We start from the raw sequence: 22,814 nt of genomic DNA, 5'->3' as shown, positions 1-22,814 counted from the left end.
TGTTATAATCCATAGAACTTTTTTATTTAAAAAAAGCGACATTTGCTTATATCTTATTAAACATTTATTTTAGATAGGATTTATCTAGCATCTTGGTTATATGACAATGCTCGAATAAATCTCTGCCAACAAAGTGAGGAACTATCATGAAGCTAAAAGCAACACTAACTCTTGCGGCTGCAACTCTTGTATTAGCTGCCTGTGATCAATCAGGTTCGACAAATAAACCGACCGCACAAGCTGAAACCAAATCTGCATCTAACAATACTTTCGTTTACTGTACAGCAAAAGCACCTTTAGGATTTAGCCCTGCACTTGTAATGGAGGGAACATCTTATAATGCCAGCTCACAACAGGTGTATAACCGCTTAGTTGAATTTAAAAAAGGCTCAACGGATATTGAACCAGCTTTAGCTGAAAGCTGGGAAATTAGCGATGATGGTTTAACTTACACATTCCATTTAAGAAAAGGTGTTAAATTCCATACAACAAAAGAATTTACCCCAACACGTGATTTTAATGCAGATGATGTTGTATTTTCATTCCAACGTCAGTTAGATCCAAATCATCCATATCACAATGTATCTAAAGGGACTTATCCGTATTTCAAAGCAATGAAATTCCCTGAATTGTTGAAATCAGTGGAAAAACTAGATGACAACACAATTCGTATTACCTTGAACAAAAAAGATGCGACTTTCTTGGCAAGTTTAGGTATGGATTTTATTTCTATTTATTCCGCAGAATATGCTGATGCAATGCTGAAAGCAGGTAAGCCAGAAACAATTGATAATCGCCCAGTAGGGACTGGCCCATTTGTTTTTGTTGATTACAAAACAGATCAGGCAGCCCAGTATGTAGCAAACGAAAACTATTGGAAAGGTAGAACACCATTGGATCGTTTAGTTATCAATATTGTGCCAGATGCGACAACACGTTATGCAAAATTACAGGCTGGATCTTGTGATTTAATTTTATTCCCGAATGTAGCGGATTTAGTCAAAATGAAAATAGATCCAAAAGTACAACTTTTGGAACAAAAAGGTTTGAACGTGGCGTATATCGCGTTTAATACCGAAAAAGCACCGTTTGATAATGTCAAAGTTCGTCAAGCACTGAACTACGCAGTAGATAAAAAAGCGATTATTGAAGCTGTTTACCAAGGCGCAGGTACACCAGCTAAAAATCCACTACCTCCAACAATTTGGAGTTACAACGATGAAGTTCAAGATTATCCGTACGATCCCGAAAAAGCAAAACAACTTTTAGCTGAAGCAGGTTATCCAAATGGTTTTGAAACTGATTTTTGGATTCAACCTGTTGTTCGTGCCTCTAATCCAAATCCAAAACGTATGGCTGAACTTATCATGGCGGACTGGGCAAAAGTTGGTGTAAAAACTAACCCTGTTACCTATGAATGGGCGGATTACCAAAAACGTGCGAAAGCGGGTGAGTTAACTGCTGGTATCTTTGGATGGTCTGGTGATAATGGTGATCCTGATAACTTCTTATCTCCGTTATTGGCAAGTTCAAATGTGGGTAATTCCAATATGGCTCGTTTTAAAAATCCAGAATTTGATGCATTACTAGATAAAGCAATCGGATTAACAAATAAGGAAGAACGCACCGCGCTTTATAAACAAGCGCAAGTTATCATTCATAATCAGGCACCTTGGATTCCAGTTGCGCACTCTGTAGGTTTTGCACCACTTAGTCCACGCGTAAAAGGCTATGTACAAAGCCCATTTGGCTATGATGCTTTCTATGGCGTGAGTGTTGACGGTAAATAATTAATAGCATTTCAGTTCTTTTAGGGCCCTTATTTAGTAAGGGCCTTTTTATTTGAAATATTATCATTTTGTAAAAAATATGTTAAATATATTTTACTTGAGTATAATGCTCAACATTATTCCTCTCGGAAGATAATCCGTAGAATAATGAGATTAATCGTAAATATAAGGAACAAAAATGGATTTCAATCGAATTATCACTCACATGAATGATCATCACAAAGATGATATGGCTGCTCTTTGTAAAAAATTTGGTGGTGCAAATGAAATTACGGATGTGACGCTAGTTAATGTAGATTTTGGTGGTTTAGATTTTAAATATAATGGTGGTAAAACATTACGCGTGGAATTTCCACAACAAGCTGACGCAGGTTCAATTAAACAAGCGATCATTAATCTTTGTGTAGAAAATAAACCAGTTGCAAATTACGATCGTATCAAAGCTAAAATTGATGAATTTCGTCAAGAGTTTAAAAGCTGTGTGCTTGCCACTTTAGATAAAGATGGCTTACCGATGGCATCTTATGCGCCAATTATTTTGCTTGATGGAAAATATTATATTTATATCAGTGCCATTGCAGAGCATTATGACAATTTAAAACGTAATCCTAATCAAGTAGAAGTGATGTTTTTAGAAGATGAAAGCAAAGCAAAATCTATCATTGTACGTACTCGTTTACGCTATAAAGCGAGTGCGCGTTTTATTCCTCGTGAAGATCCAATTGTTGAAAAAGTCTTAGATAAATTAGCGGAAACTATGAACGATGTAGGCGGAATTAAAACGATCCGTGAATTTACTGATTTTGATTTAGTTGAACTTACATTTGGTACAGGCCGTTTTGTAAGAGGTTTTGGCCAAGCTTATTTGATTGATGCTAACGGGGAAATTTCTCATATTGGTGTCAAAGGCAATCCACACGAAAAAGAAAGCGATAAATAATATCGTCTCTTAATGAAGATAAAGGGTTGAGTATAAATTTATACTCAACCCTTTTGTTTACGATAAATTCCAGTGAAATTGAAATTTCTTTATTTTTCACCGCACTTTATTTTCATTAAGGACAAGGTTTACTCACCATAATTTCGATAACCTGTCTGTCAATATGTTGCATACTTTTTGATGCAATAGCACAGAGATTATCAATGGTTCGATCAAGATCATGTTCGACAATCCCTTCGTTGCCAGTAACATGGGTTTCATCCATTGCCATAAGTACCGATTTATAGCCTGAAGCAACGCTGGTGGAGACTTTCATTGCGCAGCTATTGGCTGCGCCATCACAGATGATGCCGCTAATATCGCCAATCATGCTGCAGATACCCATGCTGGCTGTTTCAAATTTACCTGTGAGTAAATAAGCAATACCAGCGCAACTTCCCATTGATGCTGTAGTCACAGCACAAAGTGCGGAGAGTTTTGGTAATTTACTATGAATATAAATGGCCATTAAGTGGGATAAGAAAAGTGCGCGGATTCGTTTTTCCTCACTCACCTTGAGATAATCTGCAACAACGACAACAGGCATCGTTGCCGCAATTCCTTGATTGCCTGAACCTGAATTACTCATTGCTGGCAACGTTGCTCCGCCCATTCTTGCATCTGATGCGGCTGTAGTTTCAATCATAATTTTGCTTAATAAATCATCAGAAATTAAACCGCTACCCACTTGTTTTCTCAATGTGCGGCCAATATGCAAGCCATAATTTTCTCGCAAACCTTCATCTGAAAGTGCTCGATTAAGCTCTGCAGCTTGACGAATAAAACGAATTTTTTCTAATTCAACCGCATTAGAAAATTCAAAAATCTCTCGTGCACTAATTTGTTTAAAAACTTCATAAGGATCGCAATTAGCACATTCGTCTTCCACTTTCTGAAAAATTATTTCACCATTTTTTTCGATCAAAATAACATTGGTATGCTGATCTTGAATTGCGACTTTTACGTAATCATTATCGGCAAACAATGTTGATTCTGAATATAAAATATGTTCGGTTTGATGAATATCTACACTCACTAATTTTTGTTCAAGCATAGTTTTAGTGGCAGTAACTTGCTCTGGGGTAATATGTTTTAATACTTCTAAACCGCCATCTGGATTACCGCCTAATGCACCAATTGCCGCAGCAATGGGTAAGCCGACCATGCCAGTTCCAGGCACTGCAACACCCAATCCATTTTTCATTAGATTAGGAGATACTTTGGCTTCAATGCGTTCAGGTGTTTTGCCCAAATATTTCGCCGCTGTAGCAGATGCGAGCGCAAGAGAAATGGGTTCAGTACAGCCTAGGGCTGGCACAACATCATGTTTAACGATGTGGAGTAATGGTTTTTCAATTTCGTTAAGTCTTTCTTGATTCATAAAATTCTTTTTAATTTGTTAAATACTGTCTTCTTTCTCTATGACTAATATACGCGCTTCACCTTGTGGATGAGCAACATGTTCGGTACCGATACCCGCATAAAAAATATCGGAGCAATACGGCTTTCTCTTGACCATCTTCTTTGTAGCGCATCTCCACCGTACCATCCATGACAGCAAAGACTTCTTCACCGTCATTGATATGCCATTTGTAAGGTTTATCGGTCCAGTGCAGACGCACCGAAATACCATTCATATTGGTAATATCGAGGGCTCCCCAAGCACGTTCTGCCGTAAAGTGGCGACTTTTAATAACTTTATTCATGATTAAATTCCTTAGTGCGCTTTATCCCAATTTTGTCCAACACCCACTTCCACAATCAATGGAACAACTAATTCAGCAGCGGCTTCCATGTGTTGTTTAATTTGTTCACGGAAAAACGCGACTTTTTCTGACCGCACTTCAAATACCAATTCATCGTGTACTTGCATAATCATTTCAATATCTGGATCGTGATGGATTACTTCATCAAGTTTAATCATTGCTCGTTTAATAATATCTGCAGCTGTGCCTTGCATCGGTGCATTTATCGCTACACGTTCTGCTCCTTTACGACGCATGGCATTGGTAGAATTAATATCAGGTAAATATAAACGGCGACCAAATAGTGTTTCCACATAACCTTGTGCTTTCGCTTTTTCACGAATATCGCTCATAAATTGCTGTACGCCAGGGTAGCGTTGGAAATATAAATCCATGTATTTTTGTGCATCTGGACGGGAAATACCAAGTTGGCGTGAAAGTCCAAACGCAGACATTCCATAAATTAAGCCGAAATTAATTGCTTTAGCATTGCGACGTTGCTCGCTGGTGACTTCATCTAATGATACACCGAAGATTTCAGCTGCCGTGGATCGGTGAATATCCTTTCCTTGAGAGAAGGCGTTAATTAAGCCTTGATCGCCGGAAAGATGCGCCATAATGCGTAACTCAATTTGAGAATAGTCAGCGGCGACAATAGAATAACCTTCACGCGCGATAAATGCTTGTCGAATACGACGACCTTCTTCATTCCGAATTGGAATATTTTGTAGGTTTGGATCACTTGATGATAAACGCCCTGTCGCCGTGACTGCTTGATGATAAGAGGTATGCACTCGGCCTGTTTGGGAATTGACCATTTGAGGCAGTTTATCCGTGTAAGTGGATTTAAGTTTACTCAAGCCACGATGTTCAACCAAAATTTTGGGTAATTCGTGGCTATAGGCTAATTCTTCCAATACTTCTTCATTCGTTGATGGTGCACCTTTTGGCGTTTTTTGTAAAACAGGTAGCCCAAGTTTATCGAACAAAATTTCTTGTAATTGTTTGGTGGAGGCCAAATTAAATGGTTGACCCGCTAATACGTAAGCTTGTTCTTCAAGTGCGGTTAATCTTGTGGTAATTTCGTTAGATTGCATAAAGAGGGCATCACTATCAATCAAAACCCCCGTACGTTCCATACGAGAAAGAACATGAAGCAATGGTAATTCCATTGTTTTATACAATTCAACAAGCGTTGGTTCTTCTTGCAATTTCAACCACAGCACTTGTTGTAACTTCATTGTCACATCTGCATCTTCTGCCGCGTATTCTGTGGCTTGTTCTAATGGAATTTGATTAAACGTAAGCTGGCCTTTCCCTTTTCCTGCAATGCTTTCAAATGCGATAGTCTCATGCCCTAAATAACGTTTGGCTAAATCGTCCATATTATGACGACCCGTACTATTTAGCGTATAAGAAAGCAACATCGTATCAAATTCAACACCTTGTAATTCAATACCATGACGGGCAAAAATGCTTTCATCAAATTTAATATTTTGTCCAATTTTGCGAATGTTAGGATTTTCTAAAATGGGTTTGATAGCGGCAAGTGCGGTCGATTTTTCGAGTGTTTTTGGCGCATCCAAATAATCCAATTGCAATGGTAAATAAGCAGCTTCGCCATTTTCAAGAGCAAAAGAGATGCCTACTAAATTTGCAGACATATAATCAAGGCTATCTGTTTCAGTATCAACTGCAATAAGTTTTGCTGCATTGAGTTTTTCAATCCAGCGCGTTAAATCCGTTTGAGTGAGCAAGGTTTTATATTTTGTACGATCGATTTGAATTTTAGGCGCATTTTCTACCGCACTATTTCCCACCGAATTTTGGGCTGGTGATGTCGCCTGATACTGGTTGATTTTTACAGGCTGTTCAGCAGTTTGAGTAATGGAATCTGAGCCATTCATCACTTCATTAAGCCAGCGTTTAAATTCGTAGCGAGCAAAATATTCAATAAGTTGATCGTTTTGGCTTTCTCCAAGCAACAATTCATCTGTTGTCACGTTAAGTTCAACATCGGTTTTGATGGTTGCTAATGTATAAGAAAGATCGGCATTGTTTTTTTCTGCCAATAATTTTTCACCTAGTTTTTTAGCACCACGAATTGGCAATTCAGCTACTTTTTCAAGATTGGCATAAATCTCAGCCATGCTTCCGATGCCTTGTAGTAAACCAAGTGCGGTTTTTTCGCCCACACCAGCAACGCCAGGAATGTTATCTGCACTATCGCCCATGAGTGCTAGATAATCAATAATGAGTTCAGGTGGAATACCGTATTTTTCAATCACACCCTCGCGATCTAACAGGCTATTATTCATGGTGTTGATGAGCATAATATTGTCATCAACTAACTGTGCCATATCTTTATCGCCAGTACTAATGAGCACTTTTTTATCCAAACGCGATGCTTGTAGTGCGAGTGTGCCGATCACATCATCTGCCTCAACGCCTTCCACCACCAAAAGCGGAATTCCCAGTGCACGAATCATATCGTGCAAAGGCTGAATTTGTTTGCGCAAATCATCAGGCATTGGCGGGCGGTGAGATTTATATTGTTCAAACATTTCATCACGAAATGTTTTCCCTTTTGCATCAAAAACAACAGCTATATGAGTGGGTTGTACTTGTGAGATGAGGCTTTTTAACATATTTAATACGCCGTACATCGCACCTGTTGGCTCACCTGCGGCATTAGTTAAAGGAGGAAAGGCATGAAATGCACGATATAAATAAGAAGAACCATCCACTAGCACAAGCGGATTTGCTGCAATTTGGGCCATAAAAATCTCGTTTTAAACTGAAAAATGTGGGCATTATAGCGTAATTTATGGTGATGAGCGAACTGCGGATTCAATGTAAAATTTGTGACGAATGTTTTTTGCTATGGCATAATATCGGCCACTCAAATATTTAATTTAAGGAAATCAAATGTCGTTAAAATTGGTCGAAATTTTAGTTTTGGGTCAAGTCTTGCGTTTAAATGTGCCCGTTGAGCAAGAAGAATTATTGCGCCAAGCTGCGCGTAATTTAGATATATTGGTTTCTGAAATGAAAGAAAAGACAGGCCTTATTCAGCTTGATCGTGTGCTTTCTATTGTGGCACTCAATTTGAGTTTTGAATTAAGTCAAGAAAAAAATAAAGCGGCTAAAATTGAAGAGGTATTGAGAACGGGTATCCAACAATTAGATCATTCGTTAGAAAATATCCGTGTCAATAAAGAACAATATTAAATTGGAAAGTGCGGTGAAATAGGGCTGAGATTTTTTCAAATTAAAATATGTAGTTAATTCAGAGCAATCAGTTAAAAATCACTTAAGTCACCGCCATATTCTTTAGATTCTTCTCTCCAAGATCAATAAGTACCTAAAACTAATTTGTGTTATCAGACTCTTTTGTCGTTTTATAAGCAACTCGTTAAAATTGACAAATAAATGCTAGTCAATACTGAGAATTTGGGCTAGTATAAACCCATAAGAATTACCTGGAGTGTTCGTCAGTAGGCTATGTCCCTGAGCCGATACTTTAAATCTTATAAATTGGTTTCCTATCGTTGGTGTGTAGGCTTAACCTTTGACTCGTTCATTGGGCTAAGAAACCTGAAAACGGTATCAACTGATTTCCTTGAACCGTCGGGTTCAAGGACTACTGCCCACAGCGGCACTCTGGGTCCTATCTTCTCTTTTCATGTCTATGAATAATCAAAAACGCCAGCAAATCCGCGCTGAAATTCGAAAAATACGAGCAAATTTAACTGCACTTCAACAGCACCAAGCTGAACAATCGGTTACTCAACAGGCGTTAAATCTTATCGAGCAACGACAAGCCAAAAATATTGCATTATATTTTTCTTTTGATGGTGAAATTTCTACAAAAGCCTTAATCCAATCCCTTTGGATGCAAAACAAAAATGTGTATTTGTCTGTTTTACATCCTTTTACTCAACATCATTTATTGTTTTTACGCTATTTATCCGATACGCCAATGAAACAAAATCAGTTTGGTATTTGGGAGCCAAAGCTGAATGTTCAAAATGTCTTGCCATTAAATGAACTGGATATTTTATTTACGCCATTGGTGGCTTTTGATAAACAAGGAAATCGCCTTGGTATGGGCGGTGGATTTTATGATCGCACGTTGCAGAATTGGCAAAATAAGTCTTTTATTCCAGTGGGTTTAGCCCATCAATGTCAGCAAGTAGAAAATCTTCCCACTGAGCATTGGGATGTCCCACTATTCGATATTTTGGTGGGTTGAAACCTATCATCAGATTTTTATTGATAGATAAAATCAAAAATATTTCATTTTTTCTCTTGAAATCCTTTCAAACGATCTTACTTAATTTGGGCAAAGGGCGAAAGCCAAAACCAAATTGAGGAAATTGTATGAACATTGAAAAATTTACGACAAAATTTCAAGAAGCTTTAAGCGAAGCACAATCACTTGCTATCGGAAAAGACAATCAATTTATTGAACCCGTGCATTTATTGACCGCACTTTTAAATCAACAGGGCGGCTCCATTGCGCCAATTTTAACTGCAAGTGGCGTAAATGTGGCGTTATTGCGTAATGAATTAAAGACTGAACTAAATAAATTGCCGCAAGTTATTGGCAATGGCGGTGATGTACAACTTTCACGTCAGCTCATTAATTTACTTAATCTATGCGATAAATTCGCACAGCAAAACCAAGATAAATTTATTTCAAGCGAATTATTTTTGCTTGCAGCTTTAGAAGAACGAGGAACGCTCAGCGATATTTTGAAAAAGTGCGGTGCGAAAAAAGAACAAATTTCGCAAGCCATCCAGCAAATTAGAGGGGGACAAAACGTGAACGATCAAAATGCAGAAGAAAGCAGACAAGCATTAGAAAAATATACGATTGATTTAACTGCTCGTGCAGAAAGTGGCAAACTTGATCCTGTCATTGGGCGTGATGAAGAAATTCGTCGAGCCATTCAAGTATTACAACGTCGTACCAAAAATAACCCTGTGTTAATTGGTGAACCAGGTGTGGGGAAAACAGCGATTGTCGAAGGCTTGGCACAACGTATTGTAAATGGTGAAGTGCCTGAAGGTTTGAAAAATAAACGCGTCCTTTCATTAGATATGGGCGCATTGATTGCTGGTGCGAAATATCGTGGTGAATTTGAAGAACGTTTAAAAGCGGTGCTCAATGAACTTTCGAAAGAAGAAGGACGCGTTATCCTCTTTATTGACGAAATTCATACAATGGTCGGCGCGGGTAAAACCGATGGTGCGATGGATGCCGGTAACTTGTTAAAACCAAGTTTAGCGCGCGGTGAATTACATTGCGTGGGGGCAACCACTTTAGATGAATATCGTCAATATATCGAAAAAGATGCCGCACTTGAACGTCGTTTCCAAAAAGTCTTTGTGGACGAACCAAGTGTAGAAGATACGATTGCGATCTTACGTGGTTTGAAAGAACGTTATGAAATTCATCACCACGTGGATATTACTGACCCTGCGATTGTCGCAGCAGCAACGCTTTCACATCGTTATATTTCTGATCGTCAATTGCCGGATAAAGCCATCGACTTGATCGATGAAGCAGCATCTAGCATCCGTATGGAAATAGATTCTAAACCTGAACCGCTTGATCGTCTTGAACGTCGTATTATCCAATTAAAATTGGAACAACAGGCGTTACAAAAAGAAGAAGACGAAGCAAGTCGCAAACGTTTAGAAATGTTAGAGAAAGAATTGGCTGACAAAGAACGTGAATATGCCGAACTTGAAGAAGTGTGGAAATCTGAAAAAGCAACGCTTTCTGGCTCTCAACATATTAAACAAGAGTTAGATACTGCAAAAACCGAACTAGAACAAGCTCGTCGCGCGGGTGATTTAGCTAAAATGTCTGAGTTGCAATATGGCCGCATCCCTGCTCTTGAAAAGCAACTTGAGCAAGCTGAAACCAGCGAAGGAAAAGAAATGACGCTTTTACGCTATCGCGTCACAGATGAAGAAATTGCAGAAGTGCTTTCTAAAGCCACAGGCATTCCTGTATCTAAAATGATGGAAGGCGAGAAAGAAAAGCTCTTGCGCATGGAAGATGAACTACATAAACGAGTGATTGGCCAAGAAGAAGCAGTTGATGCCGTCGCGAACGCGATTCGTCGTAGCCGTGCTGGTCTTTCCGATCCTAACCGCCCAATTGGTTCTTTCTTGTTCCTCGGTCCGACAGGTGTAGGTAAAACAGAGCTTTGCAAAACTTTGGCTAAATTCTTGTTTGATAGTGAAGATGCGATGGTACGTATCGATATGTCAGAGTTTATGGAAAAACACAGTGTCTCTCGTTTAGTTGGGGCACCTCCAGGTTATGTTGGTTATGAAGAAGGCGGTTATTTAACTGAAGCCGTTCGCCGTCGTCCGTATTCAGTGATCTTGTTAGATGAGGTTGAAAAAGCCCATACGGATGTGTTCAACATCTTATTGCAAGTGTTAGATGATGGTCGTTTAACTGACGGGCAAGGTCGTACCGTGGACTTCCGTAATACCGTGGTGATCATGACCTCTAACTTGGGTTCTGATTTAATTCAGGGCAGCAAAGATGAAAGCTATAGCGAAATGAAAGCCTTAGTGATGTCTGTAGTGGGGCAACATTTCCGTCCGGAATTTATCAACCGTATTGACGAGACCGTGGTATTCCATCCACTTGGTAAAGAGAATATTCGTGCGATTGCAAATATTCAATTAGAGCGCTTAGCAAAACGTATGGAAACTCGAGGGTACGAATTAGTGTTTACTGACGCTTTATTAGATTTCATTGGTGAAGTGGGTTACGATCCAATTTATGGCGCGCGTCCATTGAAACGTGCAATTCAACAAGAGATCGAAAACAGCTTGGCACAACAAATTCTATCTGGTGCGTTATTACCTGGTAAGGTTGTTACCATTGATTACGCCAACTCAGAAGTTCAAGCTAGCCAATAGGTGTTAAAAAAGTGCGGTAAATTTACCGCACTTTTCTTATGAACCTGAACGCTGACGTACAATTTCAAATAAACATACCCCTGTTGCGACAGATACATTTAATGATGAAACTGAACCAGCCATTGGAATGCTAATCAGTTGATCGCAATGTTCACGCGTTAAACGACGCATCCCTTCGCCTTCAGCTCCCATAACAAGTGCTAGTGGCCCTGTCAATTTGCTTTGATAAATGGTTTCAGTGGCTTCGCCAGCAGTGCCAACCACCCAAATATTATGATTTTGCTGTAAATCGCGTAGTGTGCGAGAAAGATTGGTTACACGAATTAACGGCACGGTTTCTGCTGCGCCACAAGCAACTTTACGCGCGATAGATGTTAATTGTGCTGATTTATCTTTTGGTACGATCACGGCCACTGCGCCCGCTGCATCAGCTGTTCGCAAACATGCTCCCAAGTTGTGTGGATCCGTCACGCCATCCAAAACTAATAAAAGCGGATTTTGTTTATTCGCAAGAATTTCATCAAGATCATTTTCATTCAGCTCTTTTGCCGCTTGTACTCGAGCTATGACACCTTGATGAACCTCACCATCGGCTTTTTTATCAAGTGTTTGTCGATTAACGAATTGCACACCAATTCCTAGGGAATAAAGCTCGTTTAAGAGTGGCTGTAGACGTTTATCTTCACGTCCTTTAAGTACGAAGACTTCAATTAAACGTTCTGGCGAATGGGTTAAAATACTATTAACAGCATGAATACCGTAAATTTGTTCTGACATAAATTTCTCTTTTTCTTATTTGAATTTTTAATTCATTCTTACAATGGGAAGTGAACTATTTTCGTTTTCTAGATGTTTTCTTCGAAACTTCTTTCTTTTTTACCGCACTTTTTCGTTTTTTTGATGCTTTAGACGGTAGCTCTTTAAAGACTTTCTTGGCTTTTTCTTTCGCGGTTTTTCCAGTTCGACGAGGTTTACGTTCACTCCCCATCAGCGAGAAATCGACCATTTTATTTTCTAAATGTACCGCTTCAACTTTGATGCGAACTTTATCGCCTAAGCGATATTGCATTCCGCTATTTTCGCCAATTAAACGCTGTTTTGCTGCATCGAATTGGTAATAATCGTTTTCTAAGGTGGAAATATGGACTAAACCATCGATGAATAAATCATCTAAGCGTACAAATAAACCAAATCCAGTCACAGATGAAATCACACCGCTAAATTCACCGCCGACATGATCTTGCATATATTCGCATTTTAGCCAATCTGCTACTTCACGAGTTGCGTCGTCAGCACGGCGTTCCGTCATTGAACAGTGATTGCCAAGTAAATCCATTTCATCAAAAGAGTAATGATAACCGCCAGTATCTGTTGTTTTACGTTTGGCGCCTTGTTCTTTGGCGAGTAAATACTTGATGCCTCGATGAAGTGTTAAGTCTGGATAACGGCGAATTGGCGAAGTAAAGTGAGCATACTCTTCCAAAGCCAAACCAAAGTGCCCAATATTATCAGCATGATAGACAGCTTGACTTAATGAGCGTAGCAACATTGTTTGAATAAGTTCATGATCAGGTCGTTCTTTAACTTTTTCTAAGAGAGCAGCATGGTCTTTTGTGGTTGGTTTTAATCCGCCTTCTAAAGTTAAACCAAACTCACTTAAGAAAGTGCGGAACGATGTTAATTTTTCTTCGCTCGGGGTGGCATGAATACGATATAACGCAGGCTCTTTATGTTTTTCCATAAAATTGGCTGCTGCGATATTCGCAAGAATCATACATTCCTCAATGATTTTGTGGGCATCATTTCGAACAACGGGTTCAATGCGCTCAATTCTTCCCATTGCATTGAAAATAAACTTAGTTTCAATGGTTTCAAAATCGATCGCACCACGTTGATGACGCGCACCAAGCAAAGCCTGATAGAGTTTATAAAGTTCTTCTAAATGAGGCACAAGCGTAGAATAACGAGCGCGTAATTCTTCATCGCCTTCAAGCATTTTTGCTACTTTGGTATAAGTGAGGCGGGCGTGAGAATTCATCACCGCTTCATAAAAGCGATAATCTGTGAGCTTGCCTTTGGCAGAAATTTGCATCTCACACACCATACACAAACGATCCACTTGAGGGTTAAGAGAGCATAAGCCGTTTGATAAAATTTCAGGTAGCATTGGTACAACTCGGTTCGGAAAATAGACTGAGTTACCACGATTATGCGCTTCTACATCCAAAGCGGAACGTAAACGTACGTAATAACTGACATCCGCAATCGCTACCCAAAGTTTCCAGCCTTTGCCATGTTTTTCACAATAAACAGCATCGTCAAAATCGCGAGCATCTTCACCATCAATCGTCACAAGCGGTAAATTGCGTAAATCCACACGACCTTTTTTTGCTTCTTCAGGGACTTCTTCAGTGAATTTTTTGACGTATTTTTCCACCGCACTTGGAAACTTATGGGGAATATCGTGGTTACGCAAGGCGATTTCAACTTCCATTCCTTTCGCCATATTATCGCCTAGGATCTCAGTGATTACGCCAATTGGCTGGTTAAAACTGACAGAACGTTCTTGTAATTCGACAACGACAACTTGTCCCATACGTGCGCCATTACGATGTTCATTTGGCACGAGAATATCTCGGCCAATTCTGCTGTCATCAGGCACCACATAGCTAAAACCGTTTTCTAAGAAAAAGCGACCCACAATTTGTTTTTTACGGCTTTCTAATACGCGCACAATTCGCACTTCACGGCGACCACGACGATCTAATCCGGCAGGTTGCGCTAAGACAAAATCTCCATGCATGACTCTTTGCATTTGATGGTTCGGAATGAATAAATCATCCTTTTTGCCATCGACCTGTAAAAAACCGAAACCTTCGCGATGACCAATTACCGTGCCTTTAAATAAATCTAATTTTTCTGGTAAGGCATAGCGTTTACGTTTGGTGAATACTAATTGTCCATCATTTTCCATCGCGCGTAATCGGCGACGCATTGCTTCTATTTGATCTTCATTTCGAATGGAAAGTGCGGTCAAAATTTCATCCCGATTCATTGGCGCATTATTGTCTCGAATAACGCTTAAAATGAACTCACGGCTCGGGATTGGATTGCCGTATTTTTCCAATTCTCGTTTGTAATGAGGATCTTGGTTGATTAAGTTTTTACGTTTTTTTGTCATTATTTTTTACAGTTTTAAAAAGTGCGGAGAGTTTGACACTGTAAGGGGGATAATGCAAGGAAAAGAAAATCTGCACTCGTGATGAGTGCAGATAGAAAGTGAATTAAGCCGATTTTTTGGTAAAGCCAATATAGGCGCAGAATATAAATCCAAGCACTAAAGCGTAAGGCGTAAATTCACCAATGCCAGAGCCTGAAGCTGCAAGGCTTAAACGATGTGCAGCAGCTGCACCTAAAAGCATACCAAGCACAAAAATAGCGGAGTCATTATCGCCTTCACCAAGATGAACTAAATGTTTGCCTGGGCAACCACCGCCGAGGGCGAAGCATAATCCGCAAAGTGCCATGCCGAGGAAGTTCCAAAGATATTGATTATGTGCACCAGGTTGTTGTTCAAACCCTAAATGGAATTGGCCAAGTGAAGCATTGGTAATAGCAGCAAATACCACTAAAGCGATAACACCATTCAATAATGAAGAATCACGGAATAGAATGAAATTGCGGAATGCACCAATTGAGCAGAAACGTGATTTTTGCATTAATACGCCTATGATTAACCCGCCTGCTAAAGATAATGCCCAAAATGCATGTTGTGCGCCAGGGCCTTTTTGTGAGAAATAAAGCGGTAAACCTTCGCCAAGACTAAATTGTGTGATAACGCCAATAAGTAATAAACCCGCGATAATGACAGAAATCCAGCCAGTAACAGGAGCTTGTTCTTTTGATTTGCCGAGAGAAAATCCTCGATTGCTAAAGAAAATTCCGCCTAGTACGCCGACAAATAAACCGACAATACCGGCAATCGCAGATAAATCGCCGCCGCCTAAACGCAAATATGCACGCCATGGACAACCTAAGAATGTTAGGGCTCCAATCATGGCAAATGCGCCTAAAATTAAGCGAATGAATGGCGATGAGCCACCTCGAGCACGGAATTCTTTTGCAAATAACGCACTCACTAACGCACCGAATATTAATCCGATGAGTTCGGGGCGAATATATTGAAGTGGAGCGGCTTGATGTAAGCCAATGGAGCCAGCTGTATCGCGTAAGAAACAGGCTGCGCAGAATCCCATGTTGCCGGGATTTCCGCTATAAGTAAGTAGTGGAGCGATGATACCAAGTGCAGCACCTGCAACCACAGGCCATTTTGATCCTTTCATAATGAAACCCTTGTGATATCTAAAGTTAAACTAAATTGTGTACTCTCGAATACTCGAAAAGCATGTTCATTTTAATCCAAGAAGTTAAATGGTAAAGAATGTTTTGATGAAAAGATGAGATAAATCAAAAATTTGCTACGAAAAAAGTGCGGTAAAAATTTTATTGATTTCCGTAATAAAAATAAAAGATCTATACTAACCGCATTCATTTTTTACTCGGAAGATACTATGACAGAACGTTCAGCCAATATTATTACCCACGATCCTTTTGGTAGCTTACTTGGATATGCACCTGGTGGCGTAGCAATTTATTCCTCAGATTACAATACTGCAGATGATAAGGAATTCCCAAATGATGCCGCATTTCGGAGTTATCTAGGGCGAGAATATATGGGCTATAAATGGCAGTGTGTGGAATTTGCACGTCGTTATTTATATCTCAATCATGGCCTTGTGTTTGCCGATGTCGGTATGGCATATGAGATCTTTTCTTTACGTTTTTTACGCCAAGTGGTGAACGATGCCTTGTTGCCCTTGCAGGCATTTGCTAATGGTTGCAAACGTAAACCTCAAGCTGGCTCCTTATTAATTTGGCAAGAAGGGGGCGAATTTAAACACACGGGGCATGTGGCAATTATCACCGAGGTATTGCCTGATAGCGTTCGAATCGCCGAGCAAAATGTGATTCATTCCCGCTTGCCAAGCGGTCAGCAATGGACACGTGAATTGCCGATGATTGTTTCAGAACAAGGATATTTTTTACAGGATACTTTTGATGATACTAAAATTCTTGGCTGGATGATTCAAACAAATGATACTGAATTTTCAGAACCTCAACCTTTTCCAAAATCAACCGCACTTCGGTTACACGCTCATTATGTTAACAATCACGGACAATTTAGTGGGAAATGGTTAAATGAAAATGAGCCATTTGATGCAGCATATATTAAGGCAATGAGCGGACATAAAGTGAGCCATTCTGATCAATATCGCTATTTTGCTATGTCTGAAAGTGCTCAACAAGAATTGATTCACGCCACTAATGAACTGCATTTAATGTATTTGCATGCGACAGACAAGGTACTTAAAGATGATAATCTGTTGCAGTATTTTAATATTCCGAAGCTCCTTTGGCCACGCTTAAGACTTTCTTGGCAAAATCGCCGTTATCAGACGATTACTGGTCGTTTAGATTTTTGTATGAGTGAACGAGGTTTGAAAGTTTATGAATATAATGCAGACTCAGCTTCTTGTCATGCTGAGGCAGGCGATATTATGAATCGCTGGGCAAAACAAGCTGGTGGCGTATTGGGGGAAAATCCGTCCGATGGTTTGCGTAATGCGTTAGCTGATTGTTGGCAACATAGTCAAGCCTCAAAATTAGTTCATATTCTGCAAGATCATGATGATGAAGAAGATTATCATGCCATGTTTATGCAACAAGCATTGGTACAAGCAGGGTTCCAAGCCAAAATTATTCACGGCACAGAAGGCTTACATTGGGATAATCGTGGTCGCCTGATTGATGATGAAAATAACCAAGTTCAAACCGTTTGGAAAACATGGGCGTGGGAAACCATGCTGGAACAACTTCGTGAAGATGCAACAGGAATGGAAGTCGCTCCGCCTATTCGCACAGGTTATCCTGAAGATAAAGTGCGGTTAATTGACGTACTACTTCGCCCAGAAGTGTTGGTTTATGAACCACTTTGGACAGCAATTCCAAGCAATAAGGCGATTTTGCCTGTGCTTTGGTCTTTATTCCCTAATCATCGTTATTTGTTAGAGGCAAGTTTTCATCTCACACCAAACTTAATCCAAAACGGCTATGCTCAAAAACCAATTGCAGGTCGCCGAGGTGATAATGTTAAATTGATTGGTGAAAATAATTCCATGCTAGACACAACCGATGGACAGTTTGGTCAGCAAGATAGTATTTATCAACAGCTTTGGTGCTTACCACAAGTGGAAGATCAATATTTGCAAATCTGTACTTTTACCGTGGGAGGGCATTATGGTGGCACTTGCCTACGTTCTGATTCGAGTCGTGTCATTATGGGAAACAGTGATATGCAGCCTTTGAGAGTATTGAAGGATAAAGCATTCTTTGAACAATAAAAGATGACTTATTGTTTAATAAAAGAGCAATCAAATTATTTTACATAAGTGAATTAACTTATTTGTGTGCGTTATTGCTTCAAATCTATTACTATCGTAGGATAATTTCAAAAATTTTGCAGTACTTTACTGTACTTCACTCGATTTTATTTTCTCTAAAGATTAGTGTAAGAATCTCCTATTTTATGAGGAAACTTTATGCATCAAATTCGTTTTTTTCGTCCAACTCTATTAGCGTTAAGCCTTGCTTTAGCTGGTTCAAATGTTCAAGCGTCCATGGTTCGCAGTGATGTGGATTATCAATACTTCCGTGATTTTGCCGAAAATAAAGGCGTATTTTCAGTGGGGGCGACGAATATTCCAATTTTTAATAAACAGGGTCAGCAGGTTTCAACTATGTTACCCCATTGGGCTATGCCTGACTTACACGTGGCTAGTCGGGTAAGCGGCGTTGCGACCTTATTTAATCCTCAATACATTGCCAGCGTAAAGCATAACTTAGGTTATGGTTCAGTGCAATTTGGTGAAAATAGCAACAATACAGATAATCATCACTTTAATTATCTTATTACAGAACGTAATAATCACCCTACCCTTGATTTTCATGCACCACGTTTACATAAATTGGTAACTGAGATTGCGCCAATTTCGTTAAATAATATTGCTTTTGATAATGCTAAAAAAACAGGACCGCATAATGGTGCTTTTTTAGATAAAAATCGTTACCCGTACTTTGTGCGTGTAGGATCTGGGCGTCAATATTTACGTAGTAAAGATGGTAAGGAAAAAATATCTTTAACATCCGCATATAATTATCTTACTGGTGGTACGCCTCTTAAACCGAATAGTTCAATGGACAATTGGGTGCTATTTAATGGTGATCTTTATGATACGTTAGGAACCTATGGCTTGCCAGGCGATAGTGGTTCTGCGCTTTTAGCCTATGATGTGAAAACGCAAGGTTGGGTATTGGTCGGAGTATTATCAACTTATGCAGGTTATGATGGTTCAAATAATATTTATACAATTATTCAACCTGATACTATCAACAAAGCATTTAAGGATGATGAAACAACCGTCCAGCTAAATGCAAACAGAATAACTTGGGATAATAAGAATAATGGAATAAGTATTTTACAAGTTGGTAATCAGAATATTACCTTGCCAGTTGCTGACTTGACTAAGAAATCTCAGGATAATAACCAATTTCGCCCTTCATTAGAAAATGGTAAGACAATTCATTTCCAAGGCGGAGAAGGTTCAACATTGATATTGAAAAACAATATTAATCAGGGGGCAGGAGCGTTACATTTTAATCAGAATATGACCGTTCAGGCTGATAACAATGATTATACTTGGCTTGGGGCAGGTATTGTGGTGAATGGTGATAAAACTGTTCATTGGCGAGTAAAAAATCCAGAAAATGATCGTTTATCAAAATTGGGAACTGGTACGCTATATATTGATGGTCAAGGTAAAAATCTAGGCGATATTAGTGTAGGTGATGGTACAGTTATTCTTGATCAAAGAATGCTTAATGGACAGCGACAGGCCTTTAATCAAGTTGGAATTACCAGTGGCCGGGCAACTGTTGTACTGGCAAATAACAAACAGGTTAATCCAGATAACATTTATTTTGGTTTTCGTGGGGGACGTTTAGATATAAATGGAAATAATCTAACTTTCCATCGAATTCAAAACGCAGATGATGGTGCAAAGATTGTTAATAATAACCGCACTCAATCTGCCGACATTTACATTATTGGTCGAGATGTTCTTAGTGAACAAAATATTGAATGGGTAAAATGGGGACAAGAACCTACATCATCATTAGCTATTTATGAATACAAAAATAATTATAGAAATAACCGGTTAGATTATTTCCGCCTAAAAGAAGGAAAAAATCCACGTGCTTATTTTCCGTGGGATATGGAAACAACAAATGATTGGGAATTCTTAGGTAATACTAAATCTGCAGCCGTCCAAAAAGCATTAGCCAAAGCTAATGCCCAAAAATATTTAGATACATTCAGTGGTTTTTTTGGCGAAGATAATAGTTCGCGTTATAACGGTAAATTATCGATCTCTTATCGTCCTCAAAATGCAAATAGCACTTGGGTCTTAACTGGCGGAGCCAATCTTAACGGTAATATTTATGTAGAAAATGGCAAATTGTTATTATCTGGTGTTCCCGTCCCGCATGCCTATGATCACCTCAATAACAAAGAAGTAATTGAAGAAGATAATTGGATTAATCGTAAATTTAAAGCTAATGAGTTTGATGTGGCTGGAACTGCAATGTTAGAGAGTAGCCGCAATGTAAGTTCATTAGAGGGTAATTTTAACGCTCGTCATCAAGCTAAAATTCAATTAGGTTTTGTTCAAGGGAAATCTGATGAATGTATACGAGCAAGTTATAGTGGAAAAACTCAATGTTCGGAAAATGCAATTATTTCTCAAACTGCATTTAATCGCTTACCTGTCACAACTGTATACGGTAATGTTTCATTGGAACATCAAAGCCAGTTTATCTTAGGTAAGGCTCATTTAATAGGACGGATTAACTCTGTTGGAGCTGCAACACAAGTTAATTTACAGCCATTCAGTGAGTGGACATTAAATAATAATAGTGTAGTGGGTAACTTGTCTCTTTCTCCAAATAGTCAAATTACTTTAAATAGCCAATATGATGAGATTAAACCTAATCATAAAGGTTGGTTCAAAGTTAATCAGTTAGTTATTCATGGTGAATTAAAAGGTAATGGACATTTTCGCTTTTTAACTGATGTTGCTGAACACCGTGGTGATAATATTGTCGTCAATGGTTTAGCATTTGGAGACCATTTACTTTCTGTAAAAAATACAGGTTTAGAACCTAAAGATGTAAATCCATTAAGTTTGGTAAAACTGAATCATGCGAATCAAAAATCGCAAAATGTACGTTTTGCTTTAGAAAATGGGTTTGTTGATTTAGGCGCTTATCGTTACATTTTAGCAAATTTTAATAATGACTATCGCCTGTATAATCCATTACGTGATTCAGAATTACATTTTAGAAGTAGTTCAGATTTAGTAGCGAATAGCCAACGTGATTTTAACGCTGTTCATCAAGCGTTAATCAGTAAAGAAAAAGAATTAGATAGATTACAGCGTAAATATTCCGAAGCGATTGCTCGAAATAAAATAGAACAAAATCAGGCAGAACGCGTATTGGCAGATGTTCGCAATATTAGCAATAGCTATAACAATTTAATTTCTGAATATAATCGTACTGCGCGCATCCGTTTTATTAAACGTCGTTCTCTATATAATCAATTTACAGCATTACGCTCAAAATTGGAGAGACAACGTAATGAATACAACAATTTAAACAATCAGTCACAAAATAGTCTGAAGAAAGTACAACAATTGTTGAATTTAGTAAACCAAACACAATCAGAACTACGCTCGCTTGAGTCTAGTCAAGATAGTTTATTGACGGAAGTAAATCGACTACAAGCTGGGTTATCAAGTAGTATTGCTCGTACTCACCAGATTTGTGAGTCACAAGGGCTTTCTTCTGATATTTGTCGTAAAGTCGCAAAAGTAGCCGATGAAAGTAACATTACTGCATTTGAAGCAGAAATTGATTTTGGTATTGAACGAATTGAATTGGCTCAACAGGCCTTAGTTAATGCTCAAACCTCTGGCAATCAAAGTGCGGTTAATTCTGCGCAAGTTTCCTTGAGTGAGGCGGTATTAGCATTACTGAATAACCTTGAAAAGGCTTATCAAACTGAGCAGGAAATTCAGCAATTTTTAAGTTCTCAATCTTCGACTGTTGCTCTGCCAGTGCAAGCTCAACTGATTAGTCGTTATTCCAATACGGCTTTATCTGAGCTTTCTGCAAATGTGAATTCGGCATTACAAATTGGACGAAACTTAGATCGTCATTTATTAAGCCAAGATAAATCGAATGTTTGGGTGAATACGGAAGCAAGTCGGAGAACTTATCGATCTGACTACAACCGTCCATACAAGCAAAATTTAACTTTGACTCAAATTGGTGTGGCTCAGAGATTAAATTCGAATATGCAAATTGGTGCACTGCTTTCTCATTCTCGTGTGAATAATGAGTTTGATGAAAATGTATCGGGTACAAACCGACTAACTGGCATAAATGGTTTTGTTAAAGGCGAGTGGAATAATGGAGTCTTTGCAAGTTTTGACTTAGGTTATGGGCGTAGCCGCAACAATGTGAAATTTGACGAAGAAAACAAAACGTTCCACCGAAATATTTTGAGTGCAGGCGGAAATATTGGAGCTTCTTTGGACTTGGGAGTTAACGTCACACCTTCAGTGGGAATGCGCTATTACCGTCTATCTAGCACAAACTACCAATTAGACGGCGCAAATATCAACAGTAAAATCTTACGTTTAACCACTTACCGTGCTGGTGTAATGTTAGATAAAACGTTTGATATCAATGGTGTAAAATTCACCCCAAGTTTCTCAAGTAATTACTACGATGCTACTCAAAGAAAACTTGCCATTGACGGTGTATTAAGCGTCAATGATGTCGCATTAAAACAACAATTCGGACGTTATTTTACTCATGAACTTGGTTTTAGTGCTCAGATGAAACAGTGGAATATAAGCACAAATATTGGAATGCTTAAGGGCTCTGATGTGGCACCACAGAAGTTTGCTTCATTAAAGGTCGGTTTTACTTGGTAGAAGTGCGGTAGAAAGTTAGAGCAAAATAAATACTAGTTTTAAGGACTGATGACGATATTTATTGGATTCAGTCCTTTTTATTTTGTATTTTTTAGGGCGAGGTTTCTAGATTGGAATAAAAAATCAACCATCAAACAGTGGTTATATAATCCCATGTTTGCTGGCTGAT

Annotated in this window: 12 protein-coding genes, 1 other RNA gene and 1 pseudogene; 8 read left to right on the top strand and 6 right to left on the bottom strand. The window is 38.9% G+C overall.

The window, feature by feature from the left end:
• Positions 1–146 precede the first annotated feature (146 nt).
• Together DV427_RS01540 and DV427_RS01535 are read left to right on the top strand one after the other, a co-directional pair.
• On the top strand, positions 147–1,790 hold the full coding sequence (locus DV427_RS01540) for an ABC transporter substrate-binding protein (RefSeq protein WP_114891070.1): 1,644 nt from the start codon (positions 147–149) through the stop codon (positions 1,788–1,790).
• A 178-nt stretch (positions 1,791–1,968) separates the two neighbouring features.
• Positions 1,969–2,730 carry a HugZ family heme oxygenase gene (locus DV427_RS01535; RefSeq protein ID WP_114891069.1) on the top strand — a complete coding sequence of 254 codons (762 nt, stop codon included), beginning with the start codon at positions 1,969–1,971 and terminating at the stop codon, positions 2,728–2,730.
• Between the two features lie 115 nt (positions 2,731–2,845).
• On the opposite strand, the gene DV427_RS01530 is transcribed toward DV427_RS01535, so the two are convergent.
• The 3 genes and pseudogenes from DV427_RS01530 to polA all read right to left on the bottom strand — a co-directional run bounded on the left by DV427_RS01530 (position 2,846) and on the right by polA (position 7,294).
• On the bottom strand, positions 2,846–4,150 hold the full coding sequence (locus DV427_RS01530) for an L-cysteine desulfidase family protein (protein WP_114891068.1): 1,305 nt from the start codon (positions 4,148–4,150) through the stop codon (positions 2,846–2,848).
• A gap of 18 nt (positions 4,151–4,168) precedes the next feature.
• Positions 4,169–4,475 (bottom strand): annotated as a pseudogene (locus tag DV427_RS01525) (cupin domain-containing protein).
• Between the two features lie 11 nt (positions 4,476–4,486).
• Positions 4,487–7,294 carry a DNA polymerase I gene (gene polA / locus DV427_RS01520; protein WP_114891067.1) on the bottom strand — a complete coding sequence of 936 codons (2,808 nt, stop codon included), beginning with the start codon at positions 7,292–7,294 and terminating at the stop codon, positions 4,487–4,489.
• Positions 7,295–7,442: 148 nt separating this feature from the next.
• Between polA and DV427_RS01515 the strand changes: the two genes are divergently transcribed.
• The 4 genes from DV427_RS01515 to clpB all read left to right on the top strand — a co-directional run bounded on the left by DV427_RS01515 (position 7,443) and on the right by clpB (position 11,468).
• The gene (locus tag DV427_RS01515; protein ID WP_005632126.1) at positions 7,443–7,745 is read left to right on the top strand and encodes a cell division protein ZapA; all 303 of its coding nucleotides are present in this window, start codon (positions 7,443–7,445) and stop codon (positions 7,743–7,745) included.
• Between the two features lie 245 nt (positions 7,746–7,990).
• Positions 7,991–8,188: non-coding RNA, 6S RNA (gene ssrS, locus DV427_RS01510), on the top strand.
• Between the two features lie 17 nt (positions 8,189–8,205).
• Positions 8,206–8,769, top strand: coding sequence for a 5-formyltetrahydrofolate cyclo-ligase (locus DV427_RS01505; protein ID WP_114892163.1), 564 nt, complete (start codon positions 8,206–8,208; stop codon positions 8,767–8,769).
• Positions 8,770–8,897: 128 nt separating this feature from the next.
• Complete coding sequence (gene clpB / locus DV427_RS01500; RefSeq protein WP_114891066.1) at positions 8,898–11,468, top strand: ATP-dependent chaperone ClpB; 2,571 nt, start codon at positions 8,898–8,900, stop codon at positions 11,466–11,468.
• 36 nt (positions 11,469–11,504) lie between these two features.
• Here the strand turns inward: clpB and rlmB are convergent, their stop codons facing one another.
• From rlmB to yedE, 3 genes are all read right to left on the bottom strand, one after another.
• Positions 11,505–12,245: a 23S rRNA (guanosine(2251)-2'-O)-methyltransferase RlmB gene (gene rlmB / locus DV427_RS01495; protein ID WP_114891065.1), complete on the bottom strand. Its 741-nt coding sequence runs from the start codon at positions 12,243–12,245 to the stop codon at positions 11,505–11,507.
• Positions 12,246–12,300: 55 nt separating this feature from the next.
• Positions 12,301–14,649: a ribonuclease R gene (rnr, locus tag DV427_RS01490; RefSeq protein WP_114891064.1), complete on the bottom strand. Its 2,349-nt coding sequence runs from the start codon at positions 14,647–14,649 to the stop codon at positions 12,301–12,303.
• 103 nt (positions 14,650–14,752) lie between these two features.
• Entirely contained in the window at positions 14,753–15,811 is a 1,059-nt protein-coding gene (gene yedE / locus DV427_RS01485; RefSeq protein ID WP_114891063.1) for a YedE family putative selenium transporter, read from the bottom strand.
• Between the two features lie 228 nt (positions 15,812–16,039).
• On the opposite strand from yedE, the gene gss reads away from it, so the two are divergent.
• Both gss and DV427_RS01475 read left to right on the top strand, forming a co-directional pair.
• Positions 16,040–17,929, top strand: coding sequence for a bifunctional glutathionylspermidine amidase/synthase (gene gss / locus DV427_RS01480; protein ID WP_114891062.1), 1,890 nt, complete (start codon positions 16,040–16,042; stop codon positions 17,927–17,929).
• 198 nt (positions 17,930–18,127) lie between these two features.
• Positions 18,128–22,645 (top strand): S6 family peptidase, encoded by a 4,518-nt coding sequence (locus DV427_RS01475; protein WP_114891061.1) that lies wholly within the window; start codon positions 18,128–18,130, stop codon positions 22,643–22,645.
• The last annotated feature ends 169 nt before the right edge of the window (positions 22,646–22,814 follow it).

Source organism: Haemophilus haemolyticus (assembly GCF_003351405.1).
Taxonomy (GTDB): Bacteria; Pseudomonadota; Gammaproteobacteria; order Enterobacterales; family Pasteurellaceae; genus Haemophilus; species Haemophilus haemolyticus_N.
The sequence above is the reverse complement of the archived record's forward strand: the minus strand, read 5'-3'. Positions and strand labels throughout refer to the sequence as shown.

Excerpts from the sequence above, each read along its gene's own strand:
- DV427_RS01540 (WP_114891070.1), top strand. The coding sequence starts at position 147 with ATGAAGCTAAAAGCAACACTAACTCTTGCGGCTGCAACTCTTGTATTA.
- DV427_RS01535 (WP_114891069.1), top strand. The coding sequence starts at position 1,969 with ATGGATTTCAATCGAATTATCACTCACATGAATGATCATCACAAAGAT.
- DV427_RS01530 (WP_114891068.1), bottom strand. The coding sequence starts at position 4,150 with ATGAATCAAGAAAGACTTAACGAAATTGAAAAACCATTACTCCACATC.
- polA (WP_114891067.1), bottom strand. The coding sequence starts at position 7,294 with ATGGCCCAAATTGCAGCAAATCCGCTTGTGCTAGTGGATGGTTCTTCT.
- DV427_RS01515 (WP_005632126.1), top strand. The coding sequence starts at position 7,443 with ATGTCGTTAAAATTGGTCGAAATTTTAGTTTTGGGTCAAGTCTTGCGT.
- DV427_RS01505 (WP_114892163.1), top strand. The coding sequence starts at position 8,206 with ATGAATAATCAAAAACGCCAGCAAATCCGCGCTGAAATTCGAAAAATA.
- clpB (WP_114891066.1), top strand. The coding sequence starts at position 8,898 with ATGAACATTGAAAAATTTACGACAAAATTTCAAGAAGCTTTAAGCGAA.
- rlmB (WP_114891065.1), bottom strand. The coding sequence starts at position 12,245 with ATGTCAGAACAAATTTACGGTATTCATGCTGTTAATAGTATTTTAACC.
- rnr (WP_114891064.1), bottom strand. The coding sequence starts at position 14,649 with ATGACAAAAAAACGTAAAAACTTAATCAACCAAGATCCTCATTACAAA.
- yedE (WP_114891063.1), bottom strand. The coding sequence starts at position 15,811 with ATGAAAGGATCAAAATGGCCTGTGGTTGCAGGTGCTGCACTTGGTATC.
- gss (WP_114891062.1), top strand. The coding sequence starts at position 16,040 with ATGACAGAACGTTCAGCCAATATTATTACCCACGATCCTTTTGGTAGC.
- DV427_RS01475 (WP_114891061.1), top strand. The coding sequence starts at position 18,128 with ATGCATCAAATTCGTTTTTTTCGTCCAACTCTATTAGCGTTAAGCCTT.